At 70.9% G+C, this 26,504-nt stretch carries 24 protein-coding genes; 13 read left to right on the top strand and 11 right to left on the bottom strand.

Annotated features, from left to right (window positions below):
- Positions 1 to 38: 38 nt before the first annotated feature.
- Positions 39 to 2,282: a (Fe-S)-binding protein gene (locus ACFUK0_RS04815; RefSeq protein ID WP_380246608.1), complete on the bottom strand. Its 2,244-nt coding sequence runs from the start codon at positions 2,280 to 2,282 to the stop codon at positions 39 to 41.
- A gap of 322 nt (positions 2,283 to 2,604) precedes the next feature.
- On the opposite strand from ACFUK0_RS04815, the gene dnaK reads away from it, so the two are divergent.
- The 5 genes from dnaK (at position 2,605) to ACFUK0_RS04840 (ending at position 8,093) form a co-directional block, all read left to right on the top strand.
- Positions 2,605 to 4,446, top strand: coding sequence for a molecular chaperone DnaK (gene dnaK / locus ACFUK0_RS04820; RefSeq protein WP_380246609.1), 1,842 nt, complete (start codon positions 2,605 to 2,607; stop codon positions 4,444 to 4,446).
- Positions 4,443 to 5,060, top strand: a complete 618-nt coding sequence (grpE, locus tag ACFUK0_RS04825) for a nucleotide exchange factor GrpE (RefSeq protein ID WP_380246610.1) — start codon at positions 4,443 to 4,445, stop codon at positions 5,058 to 5,060. The genes dnaK and grpE overlap by 4 nt, the downstream gene beginning before the upstream one ends.
- Positions 5,061 to 5,189: 129 nt before the next feature.
- Complete coding sequence (gene dnaJ, locus ACFUK0_RS04830) at positions 5,190 to 6,356, top strand: molecular chaperone DnaJ (protein ID WP_380246611.1); 1,167 nt, start codon at positions 5,190 to 5,192, stop codon at positions 6,354 to 6,356.
- A 7-nt stretch (positions 6,357 to 6,363) separates the two neighbouring features.
- Entirely contained in the window at positions 6,364 to 6,873 is a 510-nt protein-coding gene (locus tag ACFUK0_RS04835; protein ID WP_380246612.1) for a heat shock protein transcriptional repressor HspR, read from the top strand.
- A gap of 212 nt (positions 6,874 to 7,085) precedes the next feature.
- Positions 7,086 to 8,093, top strand: coding sequence for a hypothetical protein (locus ACFUK0_RS04840; protein ID WP_380246613.1), 1,008 nt, complete (start codon positions 7,086 to 7,088; stop codon positions 8,091 to 8,093).
- 93 nt (positions 8,094 to 8,186) lie between these two features.
- Here ACFUK0_RS04840 and ACFUK0_RS04845 read toward each other — a convergent pair whose 3' ends face one another.
- Positions 8,187 to 8,357, bottom strand: coding sequence for a hypothetical protein (locus ACFUK0_RS04845; RefSeq protein ID WP_380246614.1), 171 nt, complete (start codon positions 8,355 to 8,357; stop codon positions 8,187 to 8,189).
- A gap of 348 nt (positions 8,358 to 8,705) precedes the next feature.
- On the opposite strand from ACFUK0_RS04845, the gene ACFUK0_RS04850 reads away from it, so the two are divergent.
- Positions 8,706 to 9,332 (top strand): hypothetical protein, encoded by a 627-nt coding sequence (locus tag ACFUK0_RS04850; protein ID WP_380246615.1) that lies wholly within the window; start codon positions 8,706 to 8,708, stop codon positions 9,330 to 9,332.
- Positions 9,333 to 9,361: 29 nt separating this feature from the next.
- On the opposite strand, the gene ACFUK0_RS04855 is transcribed toward ACFUK0_RS04850, so the two are convergent.
- The 8 genes from ACFUK0_RS04855 to ACFUK0_RS04890 form a co-directional block, all read right to left on the bottom strand.
- A complete protein-coding gene (locus ACFUK0_RS04855; protein ID WP_380246616.1) occupies positions 9,362 to 10,336 on the bottom strand; it encodes a LuxR family transcriptional regulator in 975 nt (324 codons plus the stop codon).
- Positions 10,326 to 11,321 carry a LuxR C-terminal-related transcriptional regulator gene (locus tag ACFUK0_RS04860; protein WP_380246617.1) on the bottom strand — a complete coding sequence of 332 codons (996 nt, stop codon included), beginning with the start codon at positions 11,319 to 11,321 and terminating at the stop codon, positions 10,326 to 10,328. The genes ACFUK0_RS04855 and ACFUK0_RS04860 overlap by 11 nt, the downstream gene beginning before the upstream one ends.
- The gene (locus ACFUK0_RS04865) at positions 11,314 to 12,309 is read right to left on the bottom strand and encodes a LuxR C-terminal-related transcriptional regulator (RefSeq protein WP_380246618.1); all 996 of its coding nucleotides are present in this window, start codon (positions 12,307 to 12,309) and stop codon (positions 11,314 to 11,316) included. Before ACFUK0_RS04865 ends, ACFUK0_RS04860 begins: the two co-directional genes overlap by 8 nt.
- Entirely contained in the window at positions 12,302 to 13,279 is a 978-nt protein-coding gene (locus ACFUK0_RS04870; protein ID WP_380246619.1) for a helix-turn-helix domain-containing protein, read from the bottom strand. Before ACFUK0_RS04870 ends, ACFUK0_RS04865 begins: the two co-directional genes overlap by 8 nt.
- A gap of 633 nt (positions 13,280 to 13,912) precedes the next feature.
- Positions 13,913 to 14,734 carry a UbiA family prenyltransferase gene (locus ACFUK0_RS04875; RefSeq protein WP_380246620.1) on the bottom strand — a complete coding sequence of 274 codons (822 nt, stop codon included), beginning with the start codon at positions 14,732 to 14,734 and terminating at the stop codon, positions 13,913 to 13,915.
- A gap of 350 nt (positions 14,735 to 15,084) precedes the next feature.
- Positions 15,085 to 16,137 carry a 4'-phosphopantetheinyl transferase superfamily protein gene (locus ACFUK0_RS04880; RefSeq protein WP_380246621.1) on the bottom strand — a complete coding sequence of 351 codons (1,053 nt, stop codon included), beginning with the start codon at positions 16,135 to 16,137 and terminating at the stop codon, positions 15,085 to 15,087.
- Positions 16,138 to 16,222: 85 nt separating this feature from the next.
- Positions 16,223 to 16,603, bottom strand: a complete 381-nt coding sequence (locus ACFUK0_RS04885; RefSeq protein ID WP_380246622.1) for a hypothetical protein — start codon at positions 16,601 to 16,603, stop codon at positions 16,223 to 16,225.
- Complete coding sequence (locus ACFUK0_RS04890; RefSeq protein ID WP_380246623.1) at positions 16,600 to 18,231, bottom strand: class I adenylate-forming enzyme family protein; 1,632 nt, start codon at positions 18,229 to 18,231, stop codon at positions 16,600 to 16,602. Before ACFUK0_RS04890 ends, ACFUK0_RS04885 begins: the two co-directional genes overlap by 4 nt.
- A gap of 331 nt (positions 18,232 to 18,562) precedes the next feature.
- Between ACFUK0_RS04890 and ACFUK0_RS04895 the strand changes: the two genes are divergently transcribed.
- Positions 18,563 to 19,009: a hypothetical protein gene (locus ACFUK0_RS04895; protein WP_380246624.1), complete on the top strand. Its 447-nt coding sequence runs from the start codon at positions 18,563 to 18,565 to the stop codon at positions 19,007 to 19,009.
- Positions 19,010 to 19,167: 158 nt separating this feature from the next.
- On the opposite strand, the gene ACFUK0_RS04900 is transcribed toward ACFUK0_RS04895, so the two are convergent.
- On the bottom strand, positions 19,168 to 19,887 hold the full coding sequence (locus ACFUK0_RS04900; RefSeq protein ID WP_380246625.1) for a CGNR zinc finger domain-containing protein: 720 nt from the start codon (positions 19,885 to 19,887) through the stop codon (positions 19,168 to 19,170).
- Between the two features lie 231 nt (positions 19,888 to 20,118).
- Here ACFUK0_RS04900 and ACFUK0_RS04905 point away from each other — a divergent pair, with 231 nt between their 5' ends.
- The 6 genes from ACFUK0_RS04905 to ACFUK0_RS04930 all read left to right on the top strand — a co-directional run bounded on the left by ACFUK0_RS04905 (position 20,119) and on the right by ACFUK0_RS04930 (position 26,490).
- A complete protein-coding gene (locus ACFUK0_RS04905) occupies positions 20,119 to 21,660 on the top strand; it encodes a 4-hydroxyphenylacetate 3-hydroxylase family protein (protein WP_380246626.1) in 1,542 nt (513 codons plus the stop codon).
- 59 nt (positions 21,661 to 21,719) lie between these two features.
- Positions 21,720 to 22,217, top strand: coding sequence for a flavin reductase family protein (locus ACFUK0_RS04910; protein ID WP_380246627.1), 498 nt, complete (start codon positions 21,720 to 21,722; stop codon positions 22,215 to 22,217).
- Positions 22,218 to 22,235: 18 nt separating this feature from the next.
- Positions 22,236 to 23,261 (top strand): hypothetical protein, encoded by a 1,026-nt coding sequence (locus ACFUK0_RS04915; RefSeq protein ID WP_380246628.1) that lies wholly within the window; start codon positions 22,236 to 22,238, stop codon positions 23,259 to 23,261.
- Positions 23,262 to 23,422: 161 nt separating this feature from the next.
- Complete coding sequence (locus ACFUK0_RS04920) at positions 23,423 to 24,967, top strand: FAD/NAD(P)-binding protein (protein WP_380246629.1); 1,545 nt, start codon at positions 23,423 to 23,425, stop codon at positions 24,965 to 24,967.
- 34 nt (positions 24,968 to 25,001) lie between these two features.
- Positions 25,002 to 25,802, top strand: coding sequence for a class II aldolase/adducin family protein (locus ACFUK0_RS04925; RefSeq protein WP_380246630.1), 801 nt, complete (start codon positions 25,002 to 25,004; stop codon positions 25,800 to 25,802).
- 52 nt (positions 25,803 to 25,854) lie between these two features.
- Positions 25,855 to 26,490 carry an NAD(P)-dependent oxidoreductase gene (locus ACFUK0_RS04930; protein WP_380246631.1) on the top strand — a complete coding sequence of 212 codons (636 nt, stop codon included), beginning with the start codon at positions 25,855 to 25,857 and terminating at the stop codon, positions 26,488 to 26,490.
- Positions 26,491 to 26,504: the final 14 nt, after the last annotated feature.

Here is a 26,504-nt window from a genome sequence, read left to right on the forward strand (position 1 = left end):
TGTGGCAGAACCGTCGAACCGGGGCCGGGGCCCGCCGGTCAGGCGTCGACGGTCGCGGGCTCCGGTTCGGCGCCCGGGACGGCCTTGACGGACTCCAGCAGCAGCTGGGCGACGTCGACGACCTTCAGGTGCTCCTTGGCCGCGCCCTCGCCCGCGGCGGAGCCGCCGTTCGACGCCTTCTTGCCGTTGACCGAGTCGGAGAGCATCACCAGGCAGAACGGGCAGGCGGTGGAGACGATGTCGGGGTTGAGCGACAGCGCCTCGTCCACCCGCTCGGTGTTGATCCGCTTGCCGATCCGCTCCTCCATCCACATCCGCGCGCCGCCGGCGCCGCAGCAGAAGCCGCGCTCCTTGTGGCGGTGCATCTCCTGCTGGCGCAGGCCCGGGACCTTGTCCATGATCTCGCGCGGCGGGCTGTAGACCTTGTTGTGCCGGCCCAGGTAGCAGGGGTCGTGGTAGGTGATCAGGCCCTCGACCGGGTTGACCGGCAGCAGCCGGCCCTCGTCGATCAGGTGCTGCAGCAGCTGGGTGTGGTGGATGACCTCGAAGTGGCCGCCGAGCTGCGGGTACTCGTTGGCGATGGTGTTGAAGCAGTGCGGGCAGGTGGCCACGATCCGCTTGACCGGGGCGTCCTCCAGCGCGGCGTTCAGGGTCTCGACGTTCTGCGCGCCGAGCATCTGGAAGAGGAACTCGTTGCCCAGCCGGCGCGGGGAGTCGCCGGAGCAGGTCTCCTCCTTGCCGAGGATCGCGAACTTGACGCCCGCCGTGTGCAGCAGCTCCGCGAAGGCCTTCGTGGTCTTCTTGGCGCGGTCCTCCAGGGCGCCGGCGCAGCCGACCCAGTAGAGGTACTCGACCTCGGCGGGGTCGATGTCCTCACCGATCACCGGCACCTCGATGCCGGTCTCCTTCTTCAGCTCCTTGACCCAGTCGAGGCGGGCCTTGGTGGCCATGCCCCACGGGTTGCCCTTGTTCTCCAGGTTCTTGAGCATCGTCCCGGCCTCGGTCGGGAAGGAGCTCTCGATCATCACCTGGTAGCGGCGCATGTCGACGATGTGGTCGATGTGCTCGATGTCCACCGGGCACTGCTCGACGCAGGCGCCGCAGCTGGTGCAGGACCAGAGCACGTCCGGGTCGATGACGCCGTTCTCCTCGGCGGTGCCGATCAGCGGGCGCTCGGCCTCGGCCAGGGCGGCGGCGGGGACATCCTTGAGCTGCTCGGCGGTGGCGATCTCGTTGCCCTCGGCGTCCTTGCCGCCGCCGGCCAGCAGGTACGGCGCCTTCGCGAAGGCGTGCTCGCGCAGGCTCATGATCAGCAGCTTGGGGGAGAGCGGCTTGCCGGTGTTCCAGGCGGGGCACTGCGACTGGCAGCGGCCGCACTCGGTGCAGGTGGAGAAGTCGAGGATGCCCTTCCAGGAGAAGTGCTCGACCTGGGAGACGCCGAAGACGGCGTCGTCGGCCGGGTCCTCGAAGTCGATCGGCGCACCGCCGCTGGTCATCGGGCGCAGCGCGCCGAGGGCGACCGCGCCGTCCTCCTCGCGCTTGAAGTAGATGTTGAAGAAGGCGAGGAAGCGGTGCCAGGCCACGCCCATCGACGGGTTGACGCCGATGGTGATCGCCCACGCGAAGGAGATGCAGATCTTCAGCATCGCGAACAGGTAGATCAGGTTCTCCAGCGTGCCGTGCGACAGGCCGCGGAACGCCACCACCAGCGGGTACGAGACCAGGTAGGCGGCCTCGTACGACTCGACGCCGGCCAGCGCGCCCTCCAGGCCGCGCAGCACCATGATGCAGATGCCGATGCCGAGGATCGTGTACTCGACGTAGAAGGCCTGCCAGGCGATCGAGCCGGCGAAGCGCGACTTGCGCCCGGCCCGGCCCGGCAGGCTGAGCAGGCGGATCACGATCAGGGTGGCGATGCCCAGCGTGGTGAGGGTGCCGACCAGCTCGGTGAAGAGCTCGAACGGCAGCCAGTGGCCGACGACGGGCAGTACCCACTCGGCGTCGAAGAGCTGCCCGAAGGCGGTGACCAGGGTGGTGACCAGGGTGAAGAAGCCGACCGCCACGAACCAGTGGGCGATGCCGACGATGCCCCAGCGGTTCATCCTGGTGTGACCGAGGAACTCGACGGCGACCGTCTTCGTCCTCTGTACCGGGTTCCCGGTACGGGTGGCGTCCGGCGAGCCGGTCCGCACCACCCGGTAGATGTACGCGGCCGCACGGGCGGCGAGCGCGGTGCCGATCACAGTGGTGACCAGCGAGATGACGATCGCTGCTAGCTGCATCGGCTCTCCGTCTCCTGCGGCTGGGGTGTACGGGTGTAGAGGTGTCCGGGCCGATTGTACTCATCGGTAACTTGCCGGGGGACCCCGGCGGAGATTACCGCGCGTTAACGGTCGTTCAGAAGATGTATCAGGTATGGCGGCAGTCACTAAGGACCCGCTCACCCGGATGGCCCACCCTTGGCACTCCGGCCCCGCCGGTCCCGGTCCGATGGCCATGCGCGCAGTAAAGTTGAGCCGACCGAACTCAAGCCTGTTGACGCTCCCGATCTCGTCAGGCATGCTTGAGCCTGTAAAGCTCAACTCTTACGTGGAGGTATTTACGATGGCACGCGCGGTCGGTATCGACCTCGGCACGACGAACTCGGTCGTCAGCGTTCTGGAGGGTGGCGAGCCCACCGTCATCACGAACGCCGAGGGCGCTCGGACCACGCCGTCCGTCGTCGCCTTCGCCAAGAACGGCGAGGTGCTGGTCGGCGAGGTGGCCAAGCGCCAGGCGGTCACCAACGTCGACCGGACCATTCGCTCGGTCAAGCGCCACATGGGCACCGGGTGGAAGGTCAACCTGGACGGCAAGGACTTCAACCCGCAGCAGATCAGCGCCTTCATCCTGCAGAAGCTGAAGCGGGACGCCGAGTCCTACCTGGGCGAGACGGTGACGGACGCCGTCATCACCGTCCCGGCCTACTTCTCGGACTCCGAGCGCCAGGCCACCAAGGAGGCCGGTGAGATCGCGGGCCTCAACGTCCTGCGCATCGTCAACGAGCCCACCGCGGCCGCCCTGGCGTACGGCCTCGACAAGGACGACCAGACCATCCTGGTCTTCGACCTCGGCGGCGGCACCTTCGACGTCTCCCTGCTGGAGATCGGCGACGGGGTCGTCGAGGTGAAGGCCACCAACGGTGACAACCACCTCGGTGGTGACGACTGGGACCAGAAGGTCGTCGACCACCTGGTCAAGGTCTTCCAGGCCGGCCACGGCGTCGACCTCTCCAAGGACAAGATGGCGCTCCAGCGCCTGCGCGAGGCCGCCGAGAAGGCGAAGATCGAGCTGTCCTCGTCCTCCGAGACGTCGATCAACCTGCCCTACATCACGGCCTCCGCCGAGGGCCCGCTGCACCTGGACGAGAAGCTCACCCGCGCCCAGTTCCAGCAGCTCACCGCCGACCTGCTCGGCCGCTGCAAGGTCCCGTTCAACAACGTGATCAAGGACGCCGGCATCTCGCTCTCCGAGATCGACCACGTCGTCCTCGTCGGCGGCTCGACCCGTATGCCGGCCGTCGCCGAGCTCGTCCGCGAGCTGACCGGCGGCAAGGACGCCAACAAGGGCGTGAACCCGGACGAGGTCGTCGCCATCGGCGCCGCTCTCCAGGCCGGTGTCCTGAAGGGCGAGGTCAAGGACGTCCTGCTGCTCGACGTCACCCCGCTGTCCCTGGGTATCGAGACCAAGGGCGGCATCATGACCAAGCTGATCGAGCGCAACACCACGATCCCGACCAAGCGCTCCGAGATCTTCACGACGGCCGAGGACAACCAGCCGTCCGTGCAGATCCAGGTCTACCAGGGCGAGCGCGAGATCGCCTCGTACAACAAGAAGCTCGGCATGTTCGAGCTGACCGGCCTGCCCCCGGCCCCCCGCGGCCTGCCGCAGATCGAGGTCACCTTCGACATCGACGCCAACGGCATCATGCACGTCGGCGCGAAGGACCTCGGCACCGGCAAGGAGCAGCGGATGACCGTCACCGGTGGCTCCGCGCTGCCGAAGGACGACATCGAGCGCATGATGCGCGAGGCCGAGCAGTACGCCGAGGAGGACCACAAGCGCCGCGAGTCGGTCGAGACCCGCAACCAGGCCGAGCAGCTCGTCTACTCGACCGAGAAGTTCATCGCGGACAACACCGACAAGCTCCCGGCCGACGTCAAGACCGAGGTCGAGACGGCGATCGGCGAGCTCAAGGAAGCCCTCAAGGGTGAGGACATCGCGGCGATCCGCGAGGCCACCGAGAAGGTCTCCACCACCGCCCAGAAGCTCGGCACGGCGCTCTACGCCAACGCCGACGCCGCGGGCGGCGCCGCCGCCGACGGCGCACCGGCCGGCGGCGCGGAGGACGACGTGGTCGACGCCGAGATCGTCGACGACGAGAAGCCCAAGGGTGGTGCGGCGTGACGGAGAAGCCGCAGGGTGCTGAGCCCGGCGACGACTCCGCCGCCGAGGAGGCCGTCATCGCGGCAGCCGAGGAGGCTGCCGCGTCCGGTGGCGCTGACGAACTCGCCGCGGCCAAGCGTGAGCTGGCCGAGCGGACGGGTGACCTCCAGCGCCTCCAGGCCGAGTACCAGAACTACCGCAAGCGGGTCGAGCGGGACCGCATGACGGTCCGTGAGATCGCGGTCTCCAACATCCTGGAGAGCCTGATCCCGGTGCTCGACGACATCGGCCGGGCCCGCGAGCACGGCGAGGTCACGGGCGGGTTCAAGTCCGTCTCCGACAACCTGGAGACGGTCGTCGCCAAGCTCGGCCTGCAGCAGTTCGGCAAGGAGGGCGAGCCCTTCGACCCGACGATGCACGAGGCGCTGATGCACAGCTACTCCTCGGACGTCACCGAGGACACCTGCGTGCAGATCCTCCAGCCGGGCTACCGGATCGGCGAGCGGATCATCCGCCCGGCGATGGTCGCGGTCGCGGAGCCCCAGCCGGGCGCCCAGACCACGGCCGCCCCGGACGACGCCGACAAGGCGGCGGACGGCGACGCCGACAAGGCTGACGGTGGCGCGGAAAGCTGACAACCTGTGCGCTGCGGAGTCGTACGTCGTCCAGTACGACGAACGGCTCCGCAGCGCCGTATCCGCCGACGGCCCCCGGGCCGCCGGCACCCGTAGCGGACCTATAGACCCTGGGAGGTGGCGGCAGCCATGAGCGGCAAGGACTACGTGGAAAAGGACTACTACAAGGTCCTCGGTGTACCCAAGGACGCCACCTCCGCCGAGATCAAGAAGACGTACCGCAAGCTGGCCCGCGAGTTCCACCCCGACGCCAACAAGGGTGACGCCAAGGCCGAGGACCGCTTCAAGGACATCTCCGAGGCCTACGACGTCCTGTCGGACGAGAAGCGCCGCAAGGAGTACGACGAGGCGCGCACCCTCTTCGCCAACGGCGGCTACCGGTCCGGCGGCCCCGGCGGCAACGGCAGCTACAGCTTCGACTTCGGCGACCTCTTCAACGGCAGCCAGGGCGCCCCGGGCGGCGGCGGTGGCGGCGGCGGAATCGGGGACGTCTTCGGCGGCCTCTTCGGCCGCGGCGGCCGGCAGGCCCAGCCGCGCCGCGGCGCCGACGTCGAGACCGAGGTCACCCTCAGCTTCGAGGAGGCGGTCGACGGCGCGACCGTGCCGCTGCGGATGACCAGCCAGGCCGCCTGCCGCACCTGCAGCGGCACCGGCGCCCGGGCCGGCACCACCCCGCGGGTCTGTCCGACCTGTGTCGGCGCCGGCACCGTCAGCCGCGGCCAGGGCGCCTTCGCCCTCTCCGAGCCCTGCCGGGACTGCCGCGGGCGCGGCATGATCGTGGACGACCCCTGCCTCGACTGCCACGGCAGCGGGCGCGCCAGCTCCGCCCGCACCATGCAGGTCCGCATCCCCGCGGGCGTGCAGGACGCCCAGCGCATCCGGCTCAAGGGCAAGGGCGCCCAGGGCGAACGCGGCGGCCAGCCCGGCGACCTCTTCGTCCTCGTGCACGTCGACCCGCACCCGGTCTTCGGCCGCAAGGGCGACAACCTCACGGTGACCGTGCCGGTGTCCTTCCCCGAAGCCGCCCTCGGCGGCACCATCGAGGTGCCGACGCTCAACGGACCGCCGGTGAAGCTCAGACTGCCCGCCGGCAGCGCCAACGGCCTCACCCTGCGGGCCCGCGGCAAGGGCGCCACCCGCAAGGACGGCACCCGCGGAGACCTGCTGGTCACCGTGGAGGTCGTGGTACCTCAGCACGTCACCGGCGACGCACTGACAGCTCTGGAGCAGTACCGCGAGGCCACCGCCTCGGACGATCCGCGGGCCGCCCTCTTCCGGGCGGCGGAGGGAGCGTGACCAGCTCATGAACCGTGACTCGATCGGCGTCGGCCTCGGCGACGGCCTCCCCGGAGGCCCCCGCCCCGGCCGGGCCGCCCGCAACCCGGCCCCCGGCCCCGCCTACGTACTGACCGAGGACACCCCGGTCTACGTGATCTCGGTCGCCGCCGAACTCTCCGGCCTGCACCCGCAGACCCTGCGCCAGTACGACCGCCTCGGCCTGGTCTGCCCCGACCGCACGGCCGGCCGCGGCCGCCGCTACTCCGCCCGCGACATCCAGCAGCTCCGCGAGGTCCAGCGGCTGTCCCAGGACGAGGGCATCAACCTGGCCGGCATCAAGCGCATCATCGAGCTGGAGAACCAGGTCGCCGCCCTCCAGTCCCGGATCGGCGAACTCGCCGACTCCCTGGAAGGCGCCGCCAGCGCCCTCCAGCAGCGCGAGGCCGCCGTCCACGCCTCCTACCGCCGCGACCTCGTCCCGTACCAGCAGGTGGCCCAGTCCAGCGCCCTGGTGGTCTGGCGCCCGAAGCGGTAGCCGCGCCACCTGTACGTACAGCCGCCGGTTCCCTCCGCCCGGGGGGTGCCGGCGACTTGCGTGAGGTGAGAGAGTGCTGCACCGGGGCAGGGACCGGTCGACCAGGCCGTGCCGTCGGGTCAGGCTCGCAGACCGCGGTCGCTGCCTAGGATTCGGGTGCAACACGTTCCAGTCACTTGACTGCGTGTCCGGTCGACGACGAGGAGCCGACAATGAGTGGGCGAGAGCAGCCCGGTTCCATGCCGCGCGGATCACAAGTCCTTTCTGCGGACGCCCGCGCGCTTTATCTGAAGGCTGTCCAGGAGAATGGGCGGCTGCGCCGGGGCGGCTGCGCACCGACTGCCAGTGTTGCTATCGACGAGTTGTTGGGCCTGGGTCTGCTCATCCATGACGGTGATGAACCGGGACTTCTGCTTGCGGTCGATCCCACGCAGCTCGCGGCGAGTCTCAGTTCGACATGGCAGCGGCAGGCGCTCGAACTGCTCTCGCGAGCAGTTTCCCTGCCGTCGGATCTCAACGAACTGGCAGAGGCCTTCCATACTCCCGATCAGACCGGCGGCCCTATTGAGTACGTCCGCGGGAAGGCGCTCATAAATCAGCGGCTCCAACAGTCCGTGGCCGTCGGGATGGCGGAGGGCCTTGCCATGCAGCCAGGCGGTCCTCGGCCTCCCGAGCTGCTCGCATCAGGTCTGGAGCGGGACCTGGAGATCCTGAGGGGGGGAGGTGCGATGCGGACCATCTACAACGCCAGCACTCGCTACCACCAGCCCACCAGGGATTATGTTTCGAAACTCGCCGGCGAAGGATGGCAATTCAGGACCCTGGACGAGCCGTATGCCCGTCTGATCATAGTGGATCGCCGTCTTGCGGTAATTCCGGTGGCCGAAGACAATATGGCGGCATTCATCCACGATCCGGCGGTGATCAGTTTTATCGTCGAGGAGGTGTTCGAGCGCAGCTGGAGTCGGGCGCTCGAATTCGACGGTGACCGTACTGTTCCGCAGCAGGTGGTTTCCCGGCTTCGGCAGACCATTATCGAACTGCTGCTCTCCGGGACGAACCACCGCGTCATCGCGCGGCGACTGGGCATCAGCGAGCGGACTCTGGCGCGTCACATCGCGGAGATGAGGGACGACTACAAGGTCGACTCCCTCTTCCAGCTCGGATATGTGCTCGGCAGTGTGCCCCGGCGGGAACGAGAGTGGGGAGCGGGGTCCTGACACGGTGGTGTCCCCGGCATCACACGACGGCTGCTGCTGTCGTACCGACTCGGTCCCCAACGTCCGGGTCCACCCCTGTGTGCGGTCCTACGGTCAGCCCCAGTGCAGGTCGGCAGCGGTGTACTGGGTAGCGGTCAGGTCCGGAGTGGCAACACTGGCCTGGTCGGGCTGGACATTCGGGCTTTCCGTGGAAACGTAGCCGCCGACCAATGCGGCTGCGCCGATGACGATCGGAAGTACAAGCCTGCGGACGAGTCGGTTCATGCGGGACACGAGTCCACCCCATTTTTCTGGACGCTTCGCGAACTGAGTCAAATAGCACTAGCGTCCACATGATGCCGTACGCCCCGGGGCGGTGTCATCCACGCGGGCATGTTGAGCGGCGTCATCTCTCTGCCAGTCATCCAGATGACAGGGCTGCAACCTGGACGCGGCCGCAGGCGTTGATAGACGATCAGTTCGCTCCCGATGGTCCGGCAAGGCGGCAAAGTTGCCGCTGCACTGTCAAATACCTATCAGGTCAGCGCCGCCAGATCCACTTGAAGCAGCAACTATCCGCACCCGCCGGCCGGCACCGCTTCTCATCCGGTCGGCCGATCCCTCGGAGTCGACATGAGTGAGCCCTACCAGCGAAATCACGCCGCGCAGGCCCCCGAGGGCCGGCGGGCGCGCGTGTTCCTCGCCGCGCCGCTGATGCGTCTGACCGGACCGGCCGACAGTGTGGTGACCCTGGCCAGCCGTACTCGCCTCACCACCCTGCGCTCCACGCTGCTCCGCAGTGGCGCCGCGGTGTACAGCGCGCACCACAGCGACGCCTGGACGGTGGCCGGCCGGGCGCCGGAGCCGCGGGTTCCCTCCGACTTCCGCGCCCTGCAGACCGCCGACCTGGTGTTCGCGTACGTGGGTGCTCCGCTGAGCGCGGGCGTCAGCCTGGAACTCGGCTGGGCCTCCGCGCTGCGCAAGCCCGTCGTGCTGCTGGTGGACGAGGCGATCACCCACAACCCGCTGATCGCCACGATCGAGCAGGTCGCCCCCGTGCTGCCGCTCGTCTTCGACGACACCTGGTCGCAGGAGGCGCTGCGGCACACCGTGGAGACCGCGCTCGACTGGGCCGGCATGGCGCTGTCGCTCCGCGAGGGCTTCTGGACGGCCCCCGGCGAGCAGTTCAGCATCCCGCGCCAGCAGCCCCCGGCCGTAGGGCCGTTCGACTTCTGGACGACCGGCGCCGCAACCGGCTGATCCCGCCACCACGGCTGTCACCTTCACCGTCATTCGCCGGTCCCGTCACGGGCTTCCCGCATCTGCCACCCGAGCCGGAACAGCGTCTCGGCGTCGTGCTCCTCCCGCAACCGGGAGATGTGACCGGCCACCGTCCGTTCGCCCAGGCCCAACCGGCCGGCGATCGAGCGCTGGGTCAGCCCCTGCGACAGCAGCTGCGCGATCGCGGCCTGTACGGAGTGCGTACCGTTCCGGGGGTCCGGACCGTCCCACGGGACACGTTCCGCCCGCTCCCAGTCCCGCTCGAAGCGCGCCACCAGGAACCCGACCACTGCTGGGTCCTCGATGAACGCGGCCGCGCTGCCGTTGGCGCCGGCCGGGATCACCACCACCCGCCGGTCGTAGACGTGCATCCGCCTGAACGGCTCGCTCAGGAAGCGGACGCCGGCTCCCTGCGCGGTGGCCTCAGCACCGTACCCCTCGGCCGTCGCATCGGCGCGGGTGCCGGGGGAGTAGATGATCCGTACGGCGCCGCCCGTACCGCAGAAGCGGCGTATCCGGGGCAGGAAGTCGGGGATGCACTGTGCCGGCCGGGTGGTGCCGGGCTGTGTCACCAGGATCTCCCACGTACAGTCCGCCTCCACCTGGTCGAGCCGGTGCTGGATCGCGTCCGTCCCGTGCACCTGCTGCACCTTGCTGGAGCGGTCGATCCGGCGTGGCGCGGCGTCGTAGGCGCGCGACAACTCGGCGAATTCCCGGGGCAGTTCCTCGGCCTGGACGAACAACCGGGTGGCCTCGGACCGGAGTCCGGCGCTGACCCGGCTGCCGACGGCACGTGGATCCACCACGACGTGGGCGGCGCACTCCGGACGGTCCACCAGCAGCCCGAGTGCGACCAGGCGGGCCAGGGCCGCGCCGTCGACCCCGGCGGTCTCGGACGACGCGAGCCGGCCGCCCCGGTCGAGGATCTCGGCGTACAGGGCGCGTGCGGACGCGTCCGGAAGGTCCGGGCGGCTACCGGTCATGGCGCTTCCCCCGCCCGCCGCCGGCCGCGGCTCCCCGCATCTGCCAGCCCAACTGGAACAGCGTCTCGACGTCGTGCAGTTCGCGCAGGCGGGCGATGTGGCCCGCGACGGTGCGTTCGCTGAGCCCCAGGCGGCTCGCGATCGCCCGCTGGGTCAGGCCGGAGGCCAGCATCGCGCCGACCTGGTCCTGGACCGGCCGACGGTCCGTGGAGTTCCGGGCCCCGTCGGCCCACTGGACCCGCTGGGCCTCCTGCCAGTCCCGCTCGAACGACTCCACCAGGAAGTCGACCACGGTCGGATCCTCGACGAACGCCGCGCTGCTGCTGTCCGCGTCCGCGGGGATCACCGCGACCCGGCGGTCGTAGACCAGCATCCGGGTGAACGGCTCGGCCAGCACCCGGTAGCGGCAGCCCAGTTCGGTCGCCGCGGCGGCGTAGGCCGACGTGACGGCGTCTGTTCGCACCCCGGGCCGGTAGATGCCCCTGATGACGCCGCCGCGCTCCACCAGGAGCCGGATCCTCTCCAGCGCGTCCGGCATGCTCTCGGACGGCCCGGCACCGCCGGGCTGGGCCGCGAGGATCTCCTCGGTGCAGTCGGCATCCAGTTGGGCGATCCGGTGCCGGATCTTCGCGACGTCCTGGACGTGCTCCACCACGCCCGTCCGGTCGGGCTTCCGGGGCGCGGAGTCGTAGGCGTGGGTGAGGTCGCCGAGGAGTGCGGGTACTTCGTCCGCCTCGCCCAGCAGCCGCACACCGGTGGCCCGCAGGTCGGCGCCGATCCGGCTCCCGACGGTCCGCGGGTTGACGGTGGCGTACGCCGCGTCCTCCACCCGGGCGACGACCAGGCCGAGTTGCAGCAGACGCTCCAGCGAGGGCGCGTCGTCCGGCGCCATGTCGCGGGCCCGGATCTGGCCGCCTTCACCGAGGATCGCGAGGTACAGCTCGCGGGCGGCGGAGCCGATCAGGCCGGCGGGCGGCTCAGTCACCGCGCCCCCCGCGCATCTGCCAGCCGAGTTGGAACAGGGTGTCGGCGTCGTACTGTTCGCGCAGGCGGGAGATGTGGCCGGCGACGGTGCGTTCGCTGAGGCCGAGGCGGTTGGCGATCGACTTCTGGGTGAGGCCCTGGGAGAGCAGGCGGCCGATCTGGGCGGGGAGTTGTGATTCGGCGGTGCCGTTGACGACGGCTGCCCAGTCGACGCCCTCGGCCTGCTGCCACTGCTGTTCGAAGAACCCGACGAGGAACTCGACCATTGCGGGGTCCTCGATGAAGGTGGCGCTGGTGTTGTCGGCCGAGGCGGGAATGACGGCCACCGTGCGGTCGAAGATCAGCAGGCGCTTGAACGGTTGGTCGAGGAGGCGGATGCCGCCTCCCAGCGCGGCCGCCCGGGCACAGTACTCGGCGGTGGGGCCGTGCAGGCGGGCGGCGGGCTCGTAGATGGTGCGCATGGCGCCGCCGTGCCCGAGGTAGTCGCGGGCCTGGTTGAGTGAGTCCCCGAGATGCTCGGGGGGGCGGGCGCCACCCGGTTGGCAGGCGAGTACTTCCTGCCGGTAGTCCTGGGCGAGCCTGCTTACCAGGTGCCGGATCTCGCTCATGCCGTGGACGTGCTGCACCGCACCGGACCTGTCGATGTTCCGGGGTGCGGCCTCGTAGGCCTGGGTCAGGTCGCCCAGCAGGTCGGGCAGTTGCTCGGCCCTGAGCAGGAGCCTGGTCCCCGTCGTGCGCAGGTCGCTGCTGATCCGCTCGCTGACGGCCCGGGGATTCACCGCGCTGTAGGCGGCATCCGCGATGTTCAGGACGAGCAGGCCGAGTGCCACCAGCTGGGAGACCGTGTCCCGGTCGGCGTCCCTGACATCGGAGGCGAGGAGGCGGCCGCCCGCGCGCAGGATCGTGAGATAGAGGTCGCGGGCCGCGGTGTCCGGTACCGAGGCGTCCAGCATCTCGGGCAGCGATCCGGAGAGGGGGCGGTCAGTCATTGCGGCCTCCGCGCATCTGCCAGCCGAGCTGGAAGAGGGTCTGGGCGCCGTGGCGTTCGCGCAGGCGGTGGATGTGCGCGGCGACGGTGCGTTCGCTGAGGCCCAGGCGGGTGGCGACGGCGCGTTGGGTGAGGCCGGTGGCGAGCAGGCGGCCGACGCGGTCGGCGGCGTGGGAGGTGTTCTCCCTGGCGGTGGCGGTGTGCCGTTCGAAGGTGTCGGCGCGGGCCCAGTCGCGTTCGAAGACGGCCACGAGGAAGGCGACGGCGGCCGGGTCGGAGATGAAGGCGGCGCGGGTGTGGTCGTCGGCCGCGGTGACGACGGCGACCGAGCGGTCGAAGACGATCATCCGCTGGAAGGGCTCGTCGAGCACCCGGACGTGGGCGCCGTGTCCGGTGACGGCGGCGGCGTAGGTCAGCGTGGCCGGTTCCTGGAGGGCGGTCGGCTGGTAGAGGGTGCGCAGGGCCCGGCCCCGTTGCAGCAGTGCGAGGTCCTGGCGGACGACCGTGTCGAGGAGGGCGGCCGGGCGGTGGCCGGGCTGGGCGGTGAGGAGTTCCTCGGCGCAGTCCGAGACCAGCTGGGCGATGCGGTGCCGGATGTGGACGTGACCCTCGATGTGGACGGCTTCGCTCTGCCCGTCCGAGCGGCGCGGTACGGCGTCGTAGGCGCGGGTGAGGCCGTCGAGGGCGGTGGGCAGCCCTTCGGCGCGGACGAGGAGCCGGGTGGCCTCGGAGCGCAGTTCGGCGCTCAGGCGGTCGCTCACGGCGCGGGGGCTGACGGCGGTGTAGGAGGCGTCCACGGCGTACGGCATCACCAGGCCCACGTCGATCAGCCGGCCCAGTGCCGCTTCGTCGGCTGCCGCCACCGCGCTGACCGGGATGCGTCCGCCTCTGGCCAGGATGGCCAGGTAGAGCTGCCGGGCCGCTTCGTCGGGCACCTCCGCGCCCGGATCGGCCGTCGGATCCGCAGTCACCTCGAACAACTCCCTGCCGGACGTCCCTCAACGTCCGATCATGATCGCAGCAGTCCCGTCGGGGTGCGATCCCGCGATCGCTGCCGACGGCCCCCGGGCCCCGGTGTGCGGACGCACGGCCGGGACCAGGGGGCTCGCCGGTACCCGCCGAGGTCACGGCGGCTTCCGGTGAGGCGGAGCAGCAACGCCTCACCGGCTCCGGTTCAGGTCGGCCATCACCACACATGGCCTTCCCCCGGCGCTCTCCCCCCCGAAGTACCCGGGCGCGGACGTGCCCGGTGTACTCATCTGGAGAGCAAGTCGCCGTCGTCGGGCTGCGGTTGCCCGGTCGACCTGGCGTGACTCCACCCTCACAGTGAGTCGGCCCGTGAACAAGTGGCGCCCGATTGCATGTTTCCGCAAGTGCAGGAACTTGCAGGCTGTCGCGGCTTCCTGCAGTGGCACATGTCGCGGGATTTCGGACTATTCCGAATGCGCGGCGGATGGGACCGGCGACCAAACGGTCATTCGGTATCCTGCCGGGCCGGGAGTTCGGAGCCCCCCCTCGGAGCATTTCGCGTCCATCGGGCGTGGCAGAGCCTGCGCGGAGCGGCCGGCGGTCAGGGGTAGCCGGCGGTCGGGCAGGGGTGGTGGTCAGGCGAGGGCGGTGGTGAGTGCGGTGCCGTGCACCAGGTACTGCGTCACCATGAACAGCCGGTAGGGGACCCGGCGCCGCTCCCGCGAGCCGTCGGGGGGCAGCAGGGCGAGGGAGACGGCCACGCAGCCGGCGCCGAGCAGGCAGGCGAGGGCGGCGGGCAGCAGGGAGGGGGCCCAGCGGACGGCGGCGAACACGAAGGCGGTGCCGAGGAGCAGGGCGTTCGCGGCGGCCAGTGCAGCCGTGCGGGTCTCGCCGAGGACGATGGCCCAGGTCCGGCGTCCGGTGGCGGCGTCGCCCGGGACGTCCGAGAAGTCCTTGACGAGCGCGCCCACCAGGGCCATCCAGAGCGACATCGCCAGGGCGAGGATCAGCAGCGCGGGGCCGTCCTGCCGGTCGCTGCCGGCGATGACGCTGCCGCCGTAGTAGGTGAGGCTCCCGCTGAGCAGCAGGACGGCCATGGCGCCCGCACTGGTCCGCTTGAAGGCCAGGCCGGGGGCGGAGTAGATGTAGCCGAGGACGAGGACGGCGACGACGGCCGCGACCATCCGGACGTCGACCACGGTGGCCGCCGCGATCGCGACCGCCACGAAGCCGGCGGCGGCCCGCAGGGCGGTGCGGCTGCTGAGAGCCCCCCGGGCGATCGGCCGGCCGGACTCGTTCAGCCCGTCCTCGTCGGCGTCGGCGACGCCGTTGTAGAGGTAGGCGAAGGTGGTGGCGCAGAGCCAGCCGAGCACACCCGCGAGGAGGCCGGGGAGGCCGCCGGCGGTGGAGGGGCCCCCGCAGAGCGCCACTGCGGTGAGCAGCCGGAGCAGTGCCATGGCCTGTACCGAGATTCTGGCTTCCACCAGACAGAGCCGCAGAGTTGTGAGTGTGCGGGCGCCGTACTGCCGTGCGGTTAAAGGTCTGGTGCCCAGTGCTGCGCGGCGAGTGAACTGGGCCGGCCGGTGTGTTTCCCCCGTCAACATAACTCTCAAGCTACCGACGCTCGCGCTCCGTGGCATGCCCCACTTTCGGTTTACCTCTACCACCTTAGAGTGATACCCGGGCCCGGTCCGGATGTGTCGGTAGGGGGTGGGGGCAGGCCGCCCGACTACTCCTTTCGGCACGCCTGCAAGGGAGTTCGGGGGGATCGCTCCTGCTGGGGGGCGTGGCCGGGCCGGCCGGGGGATCAGGCGCCGGGCTCCGCCGGGCCGGAGGGTTTGAAGTGGACGGTCAGCGTGGCCACGGCCGCGCCGCTCTGGTCGGTGCAGGCCGCGCGGACCTGGAAGGAGTCCGGCAGGTCCGCGCACTCGGCGTCGAGATACAGGGTGTCCCCGGGCCCGAGTATTCCGGTGAGAGCGATGGCGGGGATGTCCTCGATACGCAAAGGCTTTCCCAAGTGCGCCTCAGCGGAACGCAATACCGAGTCCAGTACGAAGGCCCCGGGATAGATCCGCCGGCCGGGATAGCGGCCGCCGAGATAACGGTCGTCGGCGAGAACCGCCCGGCGGGCCCGGAAGGCGTCGCCGGTGGAGGACACGGAAATTCCCGATGGTTTTGCCGGGGGCGGATACCGGTGGGGCATCAATTCGGCGCGGTCGGTCCGCACGACGGCGTGGGCCACGACGTAGTCGTCGACACAGGTGACGGTGGCGTCCAGGGTCAGGCCGGCCGGCAGCAGGTCCGCCGGCCAGGTCACCCGGTACGTCCGGTCCCCGGCCGGCCGGAGTTCGACGTCGAGGAATCCGGGGGGCCGGGAGGCCAGGGCCGAGACCGACTTGTAGATCGCTTCCTTCGCGGCGAACAGCCCGGTGAGGGTGCGGCCGGGGCACTTGTCGGCCAGCACCCAGTCCCGCTCGGCGGGGGTCGCCACGTAGCGGAGGCCCTCGATCGACAGCCGGACGTGGCGTTCGATGTCCACGCCGACCGCGACGACCTCCGGGCGGTCGGTGCCCAGGCAGACGCCGATCCGGCCCTGGCTGTGGCTGATGGACCCGCGCAGGCCGGGCGGGAACACCGGCCTCCTGCCGTCCGCGACGACCAGGCCGCCCACCTCGAAGATCGCCTGCGCGGCCATCACGGCGGTCCGGCTGAGGACGAAGTCGGACTGCCGTGACGGCGTGACCTCCTCGGGGACCCAGGGCGGCCGGACGTGCGGGGGCAGGGTGGTGCCCGTCGCCGGAGCGGCCATCGTCAGTACCAGGCCGGGTTCCAGGCGCAGGCAGCGGACCCGGATGTCCACTACCGGGCCGCCACGGGGTCGTGCCGGGCGGCTCGCCCGCAGCCGGCGCCCCGGAGCTGCCGGGCCGCCGGCCGCGGGCGCCGGATCACGCCGACATCTCGCTGGGCAGCATCAGGTCGCGCGCCAGCTGCGGCAGCATCTCGCTGAACAGGGCCTGCGCCCGCAGCTCCCCGTCCAGGGTGTACGGGATGTCGTCGACCGGGATCACCCGTGCGGGCAGGGCCGGCACCAGCCGTGCGCAGGCCGACCGGGCCGCGCGCTGGGTGCTCTGCTCCCGCTCCGGATCGGCCGGCACGAAGGCGACCAGCAGGATCTCCCCGTGGTCGGGGAGGTCGGCCAGCAGGAGGGCCGTCTGCCGGGCCGAGGGGAGCTCGGTGAGCGCCCGGTCCAGGGAGTGCAGGCGGGCGGCGAGGTCGGCCCTCAGTACGGCCTCGTCCTCGGTGAAGGGCGCATCCATCGTGCTCATGCGGAGATCTCCCTAACTGACTGCTCGTCCAGGTGGAGGTGGAGGTTGATCAGGGGCAGTGCCTCGGCGAGCAGCTCGCGGGTGCGGATCTTGCCGGTGGGGCTGTACGGGATGGCGGTCACCGCCACCACGTGGACCGGCAGCCCCGGTGCCCGGCGGGCGCAGGTGGCGGTCAGGGCGCGGTGGGCGGTGGCCTCCAGGTCGGCCGCGACCGGGACGAAGGGGACCGCCAGTACCTCGCCCCGGTCCGGGAGCGCGGTCCGGAGCACGGCGACGTCGCGGACGCCGGGCTGGTGCAGCAGCTCGGCCTCCAGCCGCAGGATGCCGAGCTCGCGCTCGTCGGCGGGGCCCGCGACGGGCACGCCGGCGGTCCGTCCGGTCAGCTCCAGCCGGCCCTCGTAGTCGATGACGCCGGTGTCCCCGGTGGGCAGGAAGGTGCGCCGGCCGAGGCCGTCGCCGAGGTCGACCACGGTGGTCGGCGCCGGGCCGTCGCCGTAGGCGTCCATGACGTGCGGGCCGGCGACCGCGACCCGGCCGCGGAGCCCGGGCGGCAGCGGCCGGTCCTCGGGGTCGAGGACCGCGATGGTGACCCCGGGCATCGCCCGGCCCGAGCGGCAGGGCGAGATCTGCAGCTCGTCCGGCCCGAGGACGGTGACCAGTCCGGTCTCGGTGGAGCCGTAGTAGTGGTGCAGCACCGGGCCGAGGCGGTCCCAGGCCTCGTTGACGATCCAGCGGTTGAGGTGCTGGCCGCCGGTGAGGACCAGACGCAGGCTGGAGGTGGCGTACAGCTCGGCGGAGGCGGGCGAGGCGAGCAGCCGGGAGAGCACCGGCGCCACCATCAGGGTGGCGGTCACGCTCTCCTCGACGATCAGCCGGGCCAGCTCGTCGAGGTCGTGGTAGGGGCCGAGCACCAGGGTGCCGCCGAGCGAGAGGAAGATCCGGGCCCAGCCCGGGCTGGAGGCGTGGTGCATCGGGACGGTGGCGAGGTAGGTGTCGTGCTCGTCGAGGCCGAACTCGTCGACGAGTTCGGCCTGCCGGCGGGCCTCGGAGGACTTGTGCCGGACGACCAGCCGGGCCGCGCCGTCGGCGCCGTAGCTCACCGCGAAGGACTCGAAGGGCTGGGTGAGCGGGGTGGTCACCGAGCTCTGGGCGGCCGCGAGGGTGGAGTACGCGACCGGCTCGCCCGCCTGCGGGTCCTTGACGATCGGTTCGGGCGCGGCCAACTCCTCGCCGACGCCGTGCAGATGGACCTGGAGCACGCCCTCCCGGTCGTGCCAGCCGGTGTCGATGAGCAGCGGGCGGTGCAGTCTGCTGCTGACCACGACGGTGGGCGCGAGCTGATCCAGCGCGTCGGCGGTGGCCTCTGCGCTCTCCTCGAAGTCCAGGCCGGTGACGGGTACGCCCAGGGTCTCGAAGGCGGCCGTCACGATGACCAGTTCCCAGCCGTTGCAGCAGAGGAACGCCGCTCTGGCGGGCCGGCCCGCCGGCAGTGTCCCGGCCAGTCCGCCGGCCACCTTGGCGATCTCGTCGGCCAGTTCGGACCAGGTGATTCGGCGTCCTCCGTCGACCAGGGCGATGTGATCTGGCCGTTCAGCTGCGTGCCGCAGGGCGTCTTGAAGCTTGATCATCTCTAACTCCGTTCCAGCGGGCTGGAGTTAGCCCGGTCGGATCCATCGGTGGGGACATGGGGACGGTCGAGCTCCGCCCGCGCGGCATCAGCCCGTTCTCGCCGGGCGCACGCCGAGGCGCTCACCCGATGGAAACAAACCTCTCCGGGCGGTATCAACAGCTCATCGGTACCTCTGATGGGCCGGACCGCGCCCGCGCGGCAGCACCCCACCAGCCCGGATCCGGGACGTGCGCGGATCCGCGAAGGCCGGTGCGCGGAGCCGCAATACCGGGGCCCCGCCCGTCGCTAGCTTCGAGCCACCGCCAGCGATCCGCCCCGGAAGGAACCCCATGAAGAGCCGTCTCGTCGCCGTCGCCGCAGCCATCGCCATCTCGGCCACCGGTGTCACCCTCGCCGCCGGCCAGGCCTCGGCCGACGACAGTGCGTCCGCCACCGCCTCGACCGCCCGCACCGCCCTGCCGCCGTTCGCCGGCAAGACCTACCTGGTCACCGTCGACAACGGCAACGTCTACCGCAACACCTACTCCGCGGACGGCACCGCGCTGCACTCGGAGACCGTCGCCGGCCAGGGCGTGGGCGAGGTCTTCGACGCGCCGCTGGCGACCGCCGTGGTCGGGTGGAACCTCTACTTCACCTCGTGGGTGGAGCCCAACGGCGTCACCGTCAGCCACGTCCTCAACTTCACCACCAACACGGTCAAGGTGTACTTCACCTTCGCGACCGCCACCGGCCAGCGTCTCGGCCAGCTCCACAGCGCCACCCTCACGCGCCAGTAGCAGCCGTGCGGGCGCGCGGCTCCGGCCGTGCCCACCGAAGCAGGCCATCGGGACCTCCCCGGTGGCCTGCTCGGCGTGCCCGGCCGGAGCCGCGCGCGGCGGGCACCCGCCGTCCGGGCCGGGCACCCGCCGTCCGGGCCGGGCACCCGCCGTCCGGGTCAGGTGCCGGCGGGCGCCGGGCCGCCGCGCCCGCGCCGGTAGTGCCGGGCGGCCTTCGCGCGGTTGCCGCACTCCGCCATCGAGCACCAGCGGCGCAGCCCGTTGCGCGAGGTGTCGTAGAAGTAGCGCGGGTGCAGGTGGCGGCCGGCGCAGCTGCGGATCCGGCCGGGAGCGAGGCAGAGCAGCTGCAGGTAGTCGTCGACGGCCAGCCAGGCCGCCAGCCAGGCCGGGTCCCCGACCTCGACGGTGGTCTCCGGGCCGTGCGCGGTGAGCCGGGAGCGGAGCGCGCCGTGCGCCAGCACCCGGTTGATCTCCTGGACGGCGGCCTCCCGCCCGGCGTCGGCGGGCCGCTGCCCGTGCGGGGCGGCGAGGGCCGCCGCCAGGATCTCGCGGGCGTGCCGGGTGGCGGTGAGGGCGTCCGGTCCGTCGTCGCAGAGGCCGGCGAGGCCGGCGCCGGCGAGCCAGATCCGGTAGCCGTCCGGGTCGGCGAGCAGGTCGGCGGGGCCGGCCGCGTCGTCCCATCTGGTGTTGAGCAGGTCGAGTGCCAGCGGTTCGCCGAGCAGCGGGCGCCGGTCCTGCGGGTGCGGGGTGCGGGCGAGCTGCGGGCCGGTGCCCGCGCCGCGCCAGCCCTGGCCCGGTGCGGGGCCGCCGAGGGCGAGGTCCAGCAGGGTCTCCCGGTCGTCCGCCGGTTTCGTCAGCAGGGTGCTGTGAGGCTGCATGGTGCTTCCCGTCGGCCGGCTCGGGCCGCCGTTCCTGGGCGGGAGGGCGGTCGTACACCTGAGCACTATGTCGTCGCCCGTACGAGGTCGGAAACGGCGGGCCGGAGGGTGTGCGCGGACCGGAAAGAGGCCGTGCGCAGCAGGTCAACTACCCGGGGGGACGCAGGCCTAGCTTCGTAAGTGCCAAGACCCGGACCGCAGATCCGAATGTCCGAAGGGGAGAGGAACACGATGGCTCAGGCCGAAATAGACCTGTCACAGCTGGGAGCCGAGGCGCCCAACGACCTGTTGACCGGCGACGCGTACCTGGAGAGCCTGCGCGACGGGCGTCAGGTCTACATCGACGGCGAGCTCGTCAAGGACGTCACCGAGCACCCGGCGTTCCGCAACGCCGCCCGCTCCACGGCGCACCTGTACGACGCTCTGCACCACCCCGACACCAAAGACATGATGACCACGGTGGACCGGTACACCGGTGCCCGGGTCCACCGCTTCTTCACCCCGGCCCACACGGCGGACGACCTGGTCAAGGCGCGCGACGCGATCGAGCACTGGGCCCGCCTGAGCTACGGCTTCATGAACCGGACCCCCGACTACAAGGCCTCCTTCATGGCGGGTCTCGCGGTCACGCACGACTTCTACGAGCCGTTCGGTGACAACGCCCGCGCCTGGTACGAGAAGTACGCGCGGCAGGCGCTGTCGATCAGCCACGCGATCGTGAACCCGCCGGTCGACCGCAACAAGCCCGCGCACGACATCCCGGACGTCTACCTCCGGGTCGTCGAGGAGCGCGACGACGGCATCGTGGTCGAGGGCGCCAAGCTGATGGCCACCGCCTCGGCCCTCAGCCACGTCGCCTTCGTCGGCCAGATCCACCTGGCCAACCTCGAAAAGGGCAAGGCCGAGGACATGGCGCTGGCGTTCATGGCGCCGATGAACACGCCGGGCATGAAGATCATCTGCCGCCCGTCGTACGAGAAGAAGGCCAACAGCCCGTTCGACAACCCGCTCTCCAGCCGGTTCGACGAGAACGACGCGGTGCTGATCTTCGACAAGGCGTTCATCCCGTGGGAGAACGTGCTGATCTACCGGGACACCGAGAAGATCCACCAGTACTTCCCGCGCTCGGGCCTGCTCAGCCGCGGCTTCTTCCAGGGCGCGATCCGGATGGCCGTGAAGCTGGAGTTCATGGCCGGCATCCTCGACCGCGGCACCCGCCTGAACGGCACCGACAAGTTCCGCGGCGTGCAGGCCGGTCTGGGCGAGCTGCTCGCCTGGCGCCACCAGACCTGGGCCGTCACCACCGCCATGGCGATGGACCCGGAGGCCGGCGAGAGCGGCACCGTCCTGCCGCGGATGGACTACTCGGCCGGCTACCGCGCGCTCGCCCCGATCAGCTGGGAGCGGACCCACCGCTTCTTCGAGGAGCACCTGGCCGGCGCCCTGCTGATGACCCCCTCCAGCTACGCCGACCTGCAGAGCCCGGAGCTGCGGCCGCTGTTCGACCGCTACTACCGCGGCTCGGGCACCACCGCCGAGGAGCGCGCCAAGCTCTTCAAGCTGGCCTGGGACGCGATCGGTTCGGAGTTCGGCGGCCGGCACGAGCTGTACGAGCTGAACTACGCGGGCGGCCCCGACCAGGTCCGACTGGACACCCTGAACTGGACCAGGGCGGCCGGGCTGCTCGACAACTACGGCAACTTCGTCCAGAAGGCCATGGACGACTACGACCTGGACGGCTGGCGTACGGGCCGCTGGGCCGAGCGCGACTGACCCCGTGTGGCGGGCGTCCGCACCGGCGGACGCCCGCCCGCTCTCACAGGAGGCGACACATGAACACCGACCTACGCACTGTCATGCGCCATTTCGCCACCGGGGTCTGCGTGGTCAGCACCTTCTCGGACGACTCGGGCAGCCGTCGGCACGACGCCATCACGGTCAACTCGCTGGTCTCCGTCTCGCTCGACCCGGCCATCATCACGCTCTGCTTCCGCCACGACTCGCGCTTCCTCGCGGACCTCCGCGACGCGGGTGTCTGGGGCGTCTCGATCCTCGACGGCGAGTCCGAGGGCCAGGCCCGGGCGTTCGCCAAGGACCCGGACTCCCGCCAGTCGGCGATCGCCCTGGCACCGCACCACATCGGTGAGACCACCGGGGTGCTGCTGCTGGACTCGGCCGGCTGGATGGAGGTCCGCTACCGGGACGAGATCGTCATCGGCGACCACGTGATGGTGATCGGCGAGGTCGTCCGGCTCGGCGCCGCCGACTCCAGTGTTCCGCTCATCTTCCTGCAGGGCGGCTTCCACACCCTTGAGCTCTCCCGCTCCTGATACCAGAGAAGGCACCCGATGAGTACCAAGAACCCGCTGAAGAGACCGCTGCTGGCGAGCTCCGCGGCGGTGGCCCTGCTGGGGACCGCCGCGCTGACGATCCCGGCCGGCGCCGGCGCCACGGCGAACGCGGCGGCGGTCACCACCGTGAAGATCTGTCTGGCCGTGACGACGGGCCAGAACGCCGAGGTGACGGTCGACCTGCCGCAGGCAGCGATCGACCCGCTGCTCTCGCACACCCCCTCCTACCTGGGCCCGTGCGCGTCGTACGGCACGCCGAGCGCGCTCGGCAACGGCACCGTGCGCACGTACGCGCAACTGGAGGGCTCCGGCAAGCCGGTCTCGATCGGCTTCGTCTTCCCCAAGGAGACGCTGCAGAACCTGCCGGCCACGATGACCGACCAGCACCACTGCTACGACGTCGACGGCAACGGCACCGTCGACGAGCACACCGAGTGCATGGGCGGCCACGAGCGGCCGCTCGACCTGCCCGCCGCGCTCACCAACTCGCCCGGCATCCCGTACAAGTGGGCGCTGCTCAACTTCAACAAGATGGGCCACGGCCCGACCGGCATCTACGACACCCAGCACTTCGACTTCCACTTCTACACCCAGTCGAAGGCCGAGCGGGACGCGATCCGGCCCGGTCCGTGCGCGCTGGCGATCAACTGCGACGACTTCGCGACCTCCACCAAGCCGATCCCGAGCCAGTACATGCCGGCCGGCTACATCGACAACGGCGTGTCCGAGGTTGCGATGGGCAACCACCTGATCGACCAGAGCTCCCCGGAGTGGCACAACCAGCTGTTCACCAAGACCTTCATCTACGGCGCCTACGACGCGAAGATCAGCTTCCTGGAGCCGATGATCAGCAAGGCCTACCTCGACGGCCTGGCGACCGGCGCGAACAGCAACGGCTGTTTCCCGATCCCGCAGCCGCAGGCGTGGCAGCAGTCCGGCTGGTACCCGAAGGACTACTGCATCAAGTACCGCGCCAACCGCGGTGACTACACCGTCTCGATGGAGAACTACCAGCACAGCTGAGTCGACCACCGGCCCTACAGGGCTCCCCCGCCCCGCCTGGGGCCCGGTGCTCCTGGAATGCCCCCGCCCGGAGCACCGGGCCCAGCCACCAGCCGTTCGCCGAAGCGGAGGAGACAAGCTCATGGACGGCGCCGGACATCAAAGAGCGGCAGGAAACTGACATGTCATCGGCGATCTCGATCGCGATCATCGGCGGCGGCGCCTCCGCCGTCTGCCTGATCGACGCACTGGCCCAGCGGGACACCCCCGCGGGCAGCCTCACGGTCTTCGAACCCTCGCCGCACCTGTGGCGCGGCCGGGCGTACCAGTCGGACACCACGACCGTCCGGGTCAACGCGACACCGGACGACATGTCGGTGCGCGCCGGGGACGAGCGGCACTTCGAACGCTGGCTGCGGACCCGGGACCGGATCCACGAACTGCCCGACGGCGTGGCCGGCCTCGACCCGCAGGTCGGCGCCCGCTTCGCCCCGCGCACCGAGTACGGCGAGTACCTGGAGCAGACCGCCCACGCCGGCCTGGCCAAGCTGCGGCTGCGCGGCTGGCGGGTGGACCTGGTGAGCGAGCCCGTCACGTCCGCCAGCCACGCGGCGGGCCGCGCCATGCTCCGCACCGGGGCCGGGAGGGTCCGGGCGTTCGACTACGCCGTCCTGTGCGTCGGCGGGGACAGCCCCAAGGACGTGTACGGGCTGGCCGGGGCCGAGGGCTTCGTCGCCGACCCGTACCCGATCACCCACAAGCTGCAGACCGTCGGCCCGGACCAGCACGTGGCGGTGATCGGCAGCGGCCTGACCGCCGTCGACATCATCATCTCGCTGGCCGCCCGCGGGCACCGCGGGCGGATCAGCCTGCTCTCCCGCCGGGGCATGCTGCCCGGCGTGCGCCAGAAGCCGGTGCACTTCGAGCTGAAGCACGTCACCCCGGAGCGGATGAAGCAGCTGTCGCAGCGTCAGACCAGCCTGCGGCTGCACGAGATCGCGACCGTGATCGGCAAGGAGTTCGCCGACGCCGGGGCCGATCTGACCGCTGTGCTGGAGGAGATCACCGGCGCCCACCGGGAGCACCCGGTGGAGCGGCTGCGCCGCCAACTGGCCGCCGTGGACTCCCCGGACCTCGGCCTGCGGATCCTCCAGCGGGCGGTGCCGGACACCGGCCCCGACATCTGGCCGCTGCTCTCCGAGCGGGACAAGGTCGAGCTGCTCCGCACCCACTACCGGACGATCATGAGCCTGTGCTGCCCGATGCCGCCGAGCAGCGCCTCCGAGCTGCTCCGGCTCGCCGACGCGGGCCAACTCTCCATCCACTCCGGCCTCCAGGACATCTCGGCCGGCCCGGACGGCGGCTTCCTGGTGGAGACCGCCGAGCAGGGCTTCACCGCGGACGCGGTGGTCAACGCCGTCAACGCCTCCGAGGGGAAGATCCCCTTCGCGGCCGTGCCGCTGGTCAACTCGCTGACCCGCAGCCGGATCGCCGACCGCCACCCGCACGGCGGGCTGCACATAGCGCGCGCCACCAGCCGGCTCGCGGTCGAGGGCAGGCCGGAGCCCCGCTGGTACGCGCTCGGGAACATCGCCGCCGGGACCCTGTTCTTCACCTTCGGCATCCCCTCGCTGGTGGACCGGAGCCAGGACATCGTCCGCGCCGTCCTCGCGCACTCGCAGCGGGTCAGCAGCCTGAACGCGGAGCGGGTCCTGCAGGACGCCTGACCGTACGCAACCAGTCGAAGGGAGCACCACCCGCATGACCACCACCGCCCCCAGCTATCTGGCGGACACCCACACCGGCCTGCCGCTGCCCGGCGACGCCGAGTTCGCCGGCCCCGCCGAGGAGCGCCGGTACCGCAAGCAGCGGCTCGCCGCGGCCCTGCGGCTGTTCGGCAAGTACGGCTTCGGCGAGGGCATCTCGGGCCACATATCGGTCCGCGACCCCGAGTTCCCGGAGACCTTCTGGGTCAACCCGTTCGGCGTCTCGTTCAAGCGGGTCACCGTCGGCGACCTGATCCGGGTCGACTCCGAGGGCGTCGTCGTCGAGGGCCGGCACAAGGTCAACCCCAGCGCCTTCGTCATCCACTCGGCGATCCACGAGCTGAGCCCGGGCGCGGAGGCGGCGGCCCACGGCCACACCGCGCACTCGCGGGCCCTCGGCTCGCTGGGCCGGCTGCTGGAGCCGATCGACCAGGAGTCGGCGGCCTTCTACGGCAAGCAGGTGCTCTACGGCGACTACGAGGGCCCCTCGGTCGCCGTCGAGATGGGCCGCGAAATCGCCGAGAAGCTCGGCGACAACCGGGCCATCCTGCTGCGCTACCACGGCCTGATCACGGTCGGCGGCTCCCTGGAGGAGGCCGTCCACTGGTTCTTCACCTACAACAGCTGCGCCGAGGTGCAGTTGCTCGCGCTGGCCGCCGGCACGCCCGAGAACATGTCCCACGAGCAGGCGACCGCCGCCGGTGACGGTTTCGGCGACGCCCAGCTCGGCCGCTTCAGCTTCCAGCTGCTCTGGGACGAGATCGTCCACGAGCAGCCGGACCTGCTCGACGAGTAGCAGCCCCGCTGTTCGTCGGGTGCCACACCACGACTCGATCCAAGGAGTGATCATGAAGGTTCTTCTGTTCGGCGCCAGCGGCAACATCGGCAGCGCCATCGCCGCCGAGCTGGTCTCCCGCGGCCACCAGGTCACGGGCGTCACCCGCACCGGCAAGCTCGACAACCCGGCCGTGCAGGCCGTCGCCGGCGACGTCTCCGACGCGGCCCAGGTCGCCGAACTCGCCGAGGGACACGACCTGGTGGCCTCGGCCGTCGGCCCGCGGATCGGCATCGACAACGACCGCGAGATCCTGGTCGGCGCCACCCGCGGCCTGATCGAGGGCCTGCAGAAGGCCGGCGGCAAGCGCCTGGTGGCGCTCGGCGGCGCGGGCAGCCTGCGCACCCCGGCCGGCCACCGGGTCGTCGACGACTCGCACTTCCCCGAGATGTGGAAGGCCAACGCACTGGCCCAGATCGAGGCGCTCGGCCTCTACCGCGAGACCGAGGGCCTGGACTGGACGTACATCTCGCCCGCCAAGCTCATCGAGCCCGGCGAGCGCACCGGCACCTACCGCCTCAGCGGCGAGGACCTGCTGGTGGACGAGGCCGGCCAGTGCAAGATCAGCATCCCGGACTACGCGGTGGCCTTCGTCGACCAGATCGAGGGCGGCGAGCACCTGCGCACCCGGGTATCCGTCGCCTACTGACCTGCCCCGGGCCA

It is taken from the genome of Kitasatospora sp. NPDC057223, assembly GCF_042669755.1.
In the GTDB taxonomy this organism is placed as follows: domain Bacteria; phylum Actinomycetota; class Actinomycetes; order Streptomycetales; family Streptomycetaceae; genus Kitasatospora.

Bases quoted from the DNA above. Each gene is read 5' to 3' on its own strand.
- ACFUK0_RS04815 (WP_380246608.1), bottom strand. From the start codon at position 2,282: ATGCAGCTAGCAGCGATCGTCATCTCGCTGGTCACCACTGTGATCGGC.
- dnaK (WP_380246609.1), top strand. From the start codon at position 2,605: ATGGCACGCGCGGTCGGTATCGACCTCGGCACGACGAACTCGGTCGTC.
- dnaJ (WP_380246611.1), top strand. From the start codon at position 5,190: ATGAGCGGCAAGGACTACGTGGAAAAGGACTACTACAAGGTCCTCGGT.
- ACFUK0_RS04835 (WP_380246612.1), top strand. From the start codon at position 6,364: ATGAACCGTGACTCGATCGGCGTCGGCCTCGGCGACGGCCTCCCCGGA.
- ACFUK0_RS04840 (WP_380246613.1), top strand. From the start codon at position 7,086: ATGAGTGGGCGAGAGCAGCCCGGTTCCATGCCGCGCGGATCACAAGTC.
- ACFUK0_RS04845 (WP_380246614.1), bottom strand. From the start codon at position 8,357: ATGAACCGACTCGTCCGCAGGCTTGTACTTCCGATCGTCATCGGCGCA.
- ACFUK0_RS04850 (WP_380246615.1), top strand. From the start codon at position 8,706: ATGAGTGAGCCCTACCAGCGAAATCACGCCGCGCAGGCCCCCGAGGGC.
- ACFUK0_RS04855 (WP_380246616.1), bottom strand. From the start codon at position 10,336: ATGACCGGTAGCCGCCCGGACCTTCCGGACGCGTCCGCACGCGCCCTG.
- ACFUK0_RS04865 (WP_380246618.1), bottom strand. From the start codon at position 12,309: ATGACTGACCGCCCCCTCTCCGGATCGCTGCCCGAGATGCTGGACGCC.
- ACFUK0_RS04875 (WP_380246620.1), bottom strand. From the start codon at position 14,734: ATGGCACTGCTCCGGCTGCTCACCGCAGTGGCGCTCTGCGGGGGCCCC.
- ACFUK0_RS04885 (WP_380246622.1), bottom strand. From the start codon at position 16,603: ATGAGCACGATGGATGCGCCCTTCACCGAGGACGAGGCCGTACTGAGG.
- ACFUK0_RS04890 (WP_380246623.1), bottom strand. From the start codon at position 18,231: ATGATCAAGCTTCAAGACGCCCTGCGGCACGCAGCTGAACGGCCAGAT.
- ACFUK0_RS04895 (WP_380246624.1), top strand. From the start codon at position 18,563: ATGAAGAGCCGTCTCGTCGCCGTCGCCGCAGCCATCGCCATCTCGGCC.
- ACFUK0_RS04900 (WP_380246625.1), bottom strand. From the start codon at position 19,887: ATGCAGCCTCACAGCACCCTGCTGACGAAACCGGCGGACGACCGGGAG.
- ACFUK0_RS04905 (WP_380246626.1), top strand. From the start codon at position 20,119: ATGGCTCAGGCCGAAATAGACCTGTCACAGCTGGGAGCCGAGGCGCCC.
- ACFUK0_RS04910 (WP_380246627.1), top strand. From the start codon at position 21,720: ATGAACACCGACCTACGCACTGTCATGCGCCATTTCGCCACCGGGGTC.
- ACFUK0_RS04915 (WP_380246628.1), top strand. From the start codon at position 22,236: ATGAGTACCAAGAACCCGCTGAAGAGACCGCTGCTGGCGAGCTCCGCG.
- ACFUK0_RS04920 (WP_380246629.1), top strand. From the start codon at position 23,423: ATGTCATCGGCGATCTCGATCGCGATCATCGGCGGCGGCGCCTCCGCC.
- ACFUK0_RS04925 (WP_380246630.1), top strand. From the start codon at position 25,002: ATGACCACCACCGCCCCCAGCTATCTGGCGGACACCCACACCGGCCTG.
- ACFUK0_RS04930 (WP_380246631.1), top strand. From the start codon at position 25,855: ATGAAGGTTCTTCTGTTCGGCGCCAGCGGCAACATCGGCAGCGCCATC.